This window comes from Kitasatospora sp. LaBMicrA B282 (assembly GCF_050325825.1).
Classification (GTDB): domain Bacteria; phylum Actinomycetota; class Actinomycetes; order Streptomycetales; family Streptomycetaceae; genus Kitasatospora.
The window spans coordinates 1-7,150 of the sequence record NZ_JBNQTI010000090.1; the positions used below are offsets into that span (position 1 = coordinate 1).

A 7,150-nucleotide genomic window follows, 5' to 3' on the forward strand; every position below is an offset into this window, starting at 1 on the left:
CCGGCGGTTCCACCGGCGGCAGGGCCGGGCGCGGCCGCGCCGGGGCGGGCAGCGCCGCGGGTGCGGCGATCCGCGACTCGACGGCCCGCGGCTCGGCGCTCCGGTGCTCCACGGCCCGGGGCTCGGCGGTCGACAGCTCGGCGCTCCGGGGCCGGGCCGCGGCCGGCTCCGGGTCGGCGAGCTGGTCCTGATGGACGATCAGCCGCTCCGGGATCAGCACCACCACCCCGGTCCCGCCGCGCGAGGACGGCCGGAAGGAGATCGCCAGCCCGTGCTTGCGGGCCAGCGCGCCGACCACCGCGAAGCCCAGCCGGGTGCCGGCCGACAGCGTGGTGAGGTCCAGGGGCTCGCCGGAGACCGCCTGTTCGGCGCGGCGCAGCCAGACCTCGGAGAGGCCCAGCCCGCCGTCCTCCACGGTGACCGCGAGTCCGGTGTGCAACTCCTCGACGTAGACGTGCACCTCGGCCGGCGGGGCGGAGAAGTTGGCGGCGTTGTCCATCAGTTCGGCCAACGCGTGCATCACGCCCTCGGCCGCGTAGCCGGCCACCGCGGCCCCGCTCGCGTTGTGCAGCCGCACCCGCCGGTAGGCGCTGATCCGGCCGAGCGCGCCGCGCAGCACGCTCTCCACCGGGATCGGGCGGCTCCACCGGCGGCCGCTGCGGGCCCCGGTGAGCACCGCGATGCTGTCCGCCAGCCGACCGGCCTGGGCGGTGCTGTGGTCGAGCCGGAGCAGGTCGCCGAGCACCTCCTCACCGTGCTGGTGCTGCATCTCGCGCAGCTCGGCGTGCATGCTGGTGGCCAGCGCCTGGACCCGGCCCGCCGCGGTCGCGCAGACCGCGAGCGCGGCCGCCCGCTGCCGCTCGCCGTAGGCGATCTCCCGGGCGAGCAGGCGCAGCAGCTCCTCGTGCGCGGTCTGCCGGTGCGCCACCAGGACGGTGTCCACCGAGGCCCCGGCCCGCAGCCGGCGCACCACCTCGGGGATGGTCCGCTCGGCCAGCACCACGAGTTCCTCGCGCTCGTCGTCGGCCGCGGCCCGGGCGGCGGCCGCCTCGGCCCGTGCCTCCACCGCCTCGGCCCGGGCGGCGATCATCTCGTCCCGGGCCGTCGCGGCCTCGACGATCGCGGCGGCCTCCCGGGCCCGCGCCTCACGGCTCTCGGCCGTGGCCGCCGCGGTGGCCGCCTCGGCGCGCAGCACGGCGGTCAGCGCCGCCTCGCCCTTGCCCCGACTGGTCGCCAACTCGCCCCGCAACCGCCGGACCCGCAGCCACTGCAGCAGCCCGAACACCGCCACCGCACACCACGCGGCCCCCAGCACCGAACCCCACACCCCCACTGCCCCCCGATCCCGCTCCGGCGCCGCCAGCACCGCCGCCACCACCACGACCCCGGCCGCCACCCCCGGGACAGCGCACAGCGCGGCCGTACTGCCGAACAGGCGGGAGCGTGCGGTCATGGCGCAGTACCTCGGGGCGGGCGTCGGAGCAAAAGGTCAAGCAACAGCGCGCCAGCCTCCCGCGGCCGGAAGATCCATGATCAGTTCACGCGGTCACCAGATCATATCGATTCAGATAAGCCACTCAAACGGGGAGTTGACCTTATGGACATCCAGCGACCATATTGGCCGGTTTCGGGCCCACTCCGGCAGCACCGGGACGACGGTCCGACGTGCGCATCCGGTGGCAGTTCGCACACGTTGCTTCACGGTGCCATCGGCACTCCACGGCGCCATCGGCCGGTCCCGGAAACGACACCGGGAGGGACCGGCACGAAGCCGATCCCTCCCGGGTGTGACAGCGGTCGGCTACCCGGCCGGGTCAGGTGATCCGACGCGGCCGGGGCCGTTGCCGATCGCTCAGCTGCAACCGCTGGTCGAGCCGCAGCCCTCGCAGAGGTAGCAGCTGCCCGCGCGGCGCATCTTGGTGCCGCAGGAGAAGCAGAGCGGGGCGTCCGCGTTCAGGCCGAGCTGGATCTCCAGGAGCTCGGTCGAGTTGTGCGGGGCCTTGGCGGCGGCCGGCTTGGCCGGGGCCTCGGGCTTGGCCGGGGCCGGGGCGACGGCGCGCGGGGCGGACTGGGCCAGACCCTCGACGTCCAGGTCGTCGTCGAGCGGCTCGTAGGAGCCGGTCTCCAGGTGACGCTGGCGCTCCTCGACGGAGTGGATGCCGAGGGCCGAGCGGGTCTCGAAGGGCAGGAAGTCCAGCGCCAGGCGGCGGAAGATGTAGTCGACGATCGACTGGGCCATCCGCACGTCCGGGTCGTCGGTCAGACCGGCCGGCTCGAAGCGCATGTTGGTGAACTTCGCGACGTAGGTCTCCAGCGGCACGCCGTACTGCAGGCCGACCGAGACGGCGATGGAGAAGGCGTCCATCATGCCCGCCAGGGTCGAGCCCTGCTTGGACATCTTGAGGAAGACCTCGCCGAGGCCGTCGTCCGGGTAGGAGTTGGCGGTCATGTAGCCCTCGGCGCCACCCACGGTGAAGGAGGTGGTGATGCCCGGGCGGCCCTTGGGCAGGCGCTTGCGGACCGGGCGGTACTCGACGATCTTCTCGACGACCGGCTCGGCGACGGCGACGGCGGTCTCGTCCTGCTTGGTCTTCTTGGCCGAGAGCGGCTGGCCGACCTTCGAGTTCTCGCGGTAGATGGCCAGCGCCTTGACGCCGAGCTTCCAGGCCTCGAAGTAGACCTCCTCGACGTCCTCCACGGTGGAGGAGGCCGGCATGTTCACGGTCTTCGAGATCGCACCGGAGATCCACGGCTGGATCGCCGACATCATCCGCACGTGACCCATCGGCGAGATGGAGCGCTCGCCCATGGCGCAGTCGAAGACCTCGTAGTGCTCGGTCTTCAGGCCGGGGGCGTCGACCACGTTGCCGTGCTCGGCGATGTGGGCGACGACCGCCTCGACCGCCTCGGGGTGGTAGCCCAGGCGCTTCAGGGCGCGCGGGACGGTGTTGTTGACGATCTGCATCGAGCCGCCGCCGACCAGCTTCTTGAACTTGACCAGGGCGAGGTCGGGCTCGACGCCGGTGGTGTCGCAGTCCATCATCAGGCCGATGGTGCCGGTGGGGGCGAGCACCGAGGCCTGGGCGTTGCGGAAACCGTTCCGCGCGCCGATCCGGAGCACGTCCTGCCAGGTCTCGCCGGCCGCGGCCCAGACCGGGGCGTCCAGGTCGTCCAGCGCGACGGCGGCGGCGTTGGCGTCGGCGTGCTGCCGCATGACCCGCTGGTGCGCGGTGGCATTGCGGGCGTAGCCGTCGTAGGGGCCGACCACGCCGGCCAGCTCGGCGCCGCGGCGGTAGGCGGTGCCGGTCATCAGCGAGGTGATCGCACCGGCCAGGGCGCGGCCGCCGTCGGAGTCGTACGCGTGGCCGGTGGCCATCAGCAGGGCGCCGAGGTTGGCGTAGCCGATGCCCAGCTGGCGGTAGGCGCGGGTGGTCTCGCCGATCTTCTCGGTCGGGAAGTCGGCGAAGCAGATCGAGATGTCCATCGCGGTGATGACCAGCTCGACGACCTTGGCGAAGGTGGTGGCGTCGAACGAGTCATCGTCGCGCAGGAACTTCATCAGGTTCAGCGAGGCGAGGTTGCAGCTGGAGTTGTCCAGGTGCATGTACTCCGAGCACGGGTTGGAGGCGTTGATCCGGCCGGACTCGGGGCAGGTGTGCCAGTGGTTGATCGTCGAGTCGTACTGGATGCCCGGGTCGGCGCAGGCCCAGGCGGCCTCGGCCATCTTGCGGAACAGCTTCTTGGCGTCGACGGTCTCGATGACCTCGCCGGTCATCCGGGCGCGCAGGCCGAACTCGGTGCCGTTCTCGACCGCCGTCATGAACTCGTCCGAGACGCGGACCGAGTTGTTGGCGTTCTGGTACTGCACGGAGGTGATGTCGTCGCCGCCGAGGTCCATGTCGAAACCGGCGTCGCGCAGCGCGCGGATCTTCTCCTCCTCCTTCACCTTGGTCTCGATGAAGGCCTCGACGTCCGGGTGGTCGACGTCGAGCACGACCATCTTGGCCGCGCGGCGGGTGGCGCCACCGGACTTGATGGTGCCGGCCGAGGCGTCGGCGCCGCGCATGAAGGAGACCGGGCCGGAGGCGTTGCCGCCGGAGGAGAGCAGCTCCTTGGAGGAGCGGATCCGGGAGAGGTTCAGGCCGGCGCCGGAGCCGCCCTTGAAGATCATGCCCTCTTCCTTGTACCAGTCGAGGATCGACTCCATGGAGTCGTCGACGGACAGGATGAAGCAGGCGCTGACCTGCTGCGGCTGCTTGGTGCCGACGTTGAACCAGACCGGCGAGTTGAAGCTGAACACCTGGTGGAGGAGGGCGTGGGTCAGCTCGTGCTCGAAGATCTCGGCGTCGGCGGGCGAGGCGAAGTAGCCGTGCTTCTCGCCGGCGGCGCGGTAGGTGAGCACCACGCGGTCGATGATCTGCTTGAGGCTCCACTCGCGCTGCGGGGTGCCGACGGCGCCGCGGAAGTACTTCGAGGTGACGATGTTGACCGCGTTGACCGACCAGAAGTCGGGGAACTCGACGCCGCGCTGCTCGAAGTTGATCGAGCCGTCACGCCAGTTGGTCATGACGACGTCGCGCCGCTCCCAGCTGACCGCGTCGTAGGGGTGCACCCCGGGAGTGGTGTAGATGCGCTCCAGCCGCAGACCGCCCTTGGGGGCCTTGCCGGACCCCTTGGCCGCCTTCTCGGACTTCGACCCGCGTGCGGAACCGCTCGTGGTGTCTGTCACTGTTCTCCTCCTCCTGGGCATACGCCCCGAATACCCCAATTGTCGCCTTTGAGCGCAGAGGGGTATCGCTGCTTCTTCGCTTCTCCTGGGGTGCGGGCAGGCCGGACGTCCGACCGGTTCGCACGGTTTGTCTGGAAGGCGCACCGTTTCCGGGCGCGCGTCAGCCCTGGACGGGCCGTTGGTGCTGCTGTCTGCCGATGCTGTTGTGAGAGCTGCTGCTGTCCGGACCACTGCCGGGCCGCCGCCGGACCGGCGACGGCTGCGCGGTCCTAGGGGGCCGCGGCGGGGACGGCGATCGCCACCCCGTCGGCCTCGGCCGCGTCCGCCGCCGACCGCTCGGCGCCGCGCAGCTCGGTGATGGCGGCCTCGAAGTCGGCGAGCCCGTCGTAGGCCTGGTAGACCGAGGCGAACCGCAGGTACGCGACGACGTCCAGGTCCTTCAGCGGGCCGAGTATGGCGAGCCCCACGTCGTGGGTGGAGAGTTCCGCGCTGCCACTGGCCCGCACGCACTCCTCGACCCGCTGGCCGAGCAGGGCCAGGGCGTCCTCGGTGACCGGGCGGCCCTGGCAGGCCTTGCGGACTCCGGAGATCACCTTTTCCCGGCTGAACGGCTCGGTCACCCCGCTGCGCTTGATCACCATCAGTGCCGCGGTCTCCACCGTGGTGAAGCGCCGACCGCAGTCGGGGCACTGCCGCCGGCGGCGGATCGAGCTGCCGTCGTCGGTGGTGCGGCTGTCGACCACGCGGCTGTCGGAGTGCCGGCAGAAGGGACAGTGCACGGACGACTCCCTTCTGGGTGCGACTGGCGGGCGAGCAGCGTTCAGTCTAGGCGACGTCCACCATGATCAAAAACCAGGGGACCACAACCTGTGGGCTGCGGACACCTATGTAACCACTAGATCTGGGGCGACACACCGAGCTGACACGCCGGATCCGGTATCCCTCGGATCACCCCGCGGAATCGCCGCTGGTCAGTCGGGCCCAGGCCGCCGGGGCCCGTTCGGAAGGCTCACCCGGACAGCCGAGGAGCGGATTCCGGCCAGCCGGGGACGAATGTCGGCGATCTCACCCCCGCGCCGCACGGGCCATCCGATCGCCCTCTAGAATCGATCCGATCGAACATTTAATCGACATACACCCAAAGCCTTGATCGAGTCAGCCGACTCCCAAATAATTCACTCGAACGTGTGTTTGGCGCAACCTTTCGATAGGTGCTGCCGTTGGGCTGGGCAGGCAAGGGAGAACGCCCGACGAGAGGGGCCGCCGTGAGCACCGTACAGACCAGCAGCACCGCTTCCACCCCGATGTCCACCCCTGTTACCACCGCCGTCCAGAACCTCCCCACCACCGTCGCCGACGGCCGCGGCATCCCGGTGCAGGACCGCTCCGCGCACCTCGCCGGCCGGGCGGCCACGGACCAGCAGAGCTTGGACCCCAACATGGAACGCAGCGGCATGGAACGCAGCGACGCCCAGCGCGCCGGCGGCACCCCGGGCTACCTCCCCGACCAGCCGGTCGAACACGCCTCGGTGCAGGACGTACCGCTCGGCCTGCCCGGCGGCCAGGTCCGCTCGCTGCCCGGCCGCCCGCCCGGCATCCGCACCGACGAGGCCGGCCTCACCGAGCGCCAGCGCCGGGTGATCGACGTGATCCGGGATTCGGTGCAGCGCCGCGGCTACCCCCCGAGCATGCGGGAGATCGGGCAGGCCGTCGGGCTCTCCTCCACCTCCTCGGTGGCGCACCAGCTGATGGCCCTGGAGCGCAAGGGCTTCCTGCGCCGGGACCCGCACCGCCCGCGCGCCTACGAGGTGCGCGGCGTCGAGGTGACCCGCCCCAACACCGCCGAGGCCGCCGGTCGCCCCTCCACCTCCTACGTGCCGCTGGTCGGCCGGATCGCCGCCGGTGGGCCGATCCTGGCCGAACAGACCGTCGAGGACGTCTTCCCGCTCCCCCGCCAGCTGGTCGGCGAGGGCGAGCTGTTCGCGCTCACCGTGCGCGGCGACTCGATGATCGAGGCCGCGATCTGCGACGGCGACTGGGTCACCGTGCGCCGCCAGCCGGTCGCCGAGAACGGCGACATCGTCGCCGCGATGATCGACGGCGAGGCCACCGTCAAGCGCCTCAAGCGCGAGGACGGGCGGATCTGGCTGATGCCGCACAACCCGGCCTACGAGCCCATCCCGGGCGACAACGCGACCATCCTGGGCAAGGTGGTCGCCGTGCTGCGCCGCCTCTGACCCGGGAGCGCTCCACCTGACCCGGTACCCGCTCCACCCGACCCAGCACGCGCTCCACCGCACCGGGGGGGGGGGGGGGGGGAAAAGAGGGGGGGGGGGGGGGGGGGGGTGAATTTGTCCCCTTTTTTTTTCTTCCTAACCCTTTTTTCTCGAGAGTGCGCTCCGCCCCCCCAGACCACCCCCC

4 protein-coding genes are annotated in these 7,150 nt (G+C 71.3%); 1 reads left to right on the forward strand and 3 read right to left on the reverse strand.

The window, feature by feature from the left end; all coding sequences use genetic code 11:
- The 3 genes from ACQRUO_RS23445 to nrdR all read right to left on the reverse strand — a co-directional run.
- On the reverse strand, positions 1–1,453 hold a 1,453-nt coding region (locus ACQRUO_RS23445), incomplete at its 3' end, for a sensor histidine kinase (RefSeq protein WP_428317999.1).
- A gap of 399 nt (positions 1,454–1,852) precedes the next feature.
- Entirely contained in the window at positions 1,853–4,729 is a 2,877-nt protein-coding gene (locus ACQRUO_RS23450) for a vitamin B12-dependent ribonucleotide reductase (protein WP_428318000.1), read from the reverse strand.
- Positions 4,730–4,998: 269 nt separating this feature from the next.
- On the reverse strand, positions 4,999–5,508 hold the full coding sequence (nrdR, locus tag ACQRUO_RS23455) for a transcriptional regulator NrdR (protein WP_428318001.1): 510 nt from the start codon (positions 5,506–5,508) through the stop codon (positions 4,999–5,001).
- Between the two features lie 750 nt (positions 5,509–6,258).
- On the opposite strand from nrdR, the gene lexA reads away from it, so the two are divergent.
- Positions 6,259–6,966 carry a transcriptional repressor LexA gene (gene lexA / locus ACQRUO_RS23460; protein WP_428318019.1) on the forward strand — a complete coding sequence of 236 codons (708 nt, stop codon included), beginning with the start codon at positions 6,259–6,261 and terminating at the stop codon, positions 6,964–6,966.
- The last annotated feature ends 184 nt before the right edge of the window (positions 6,967–7,150 follow it).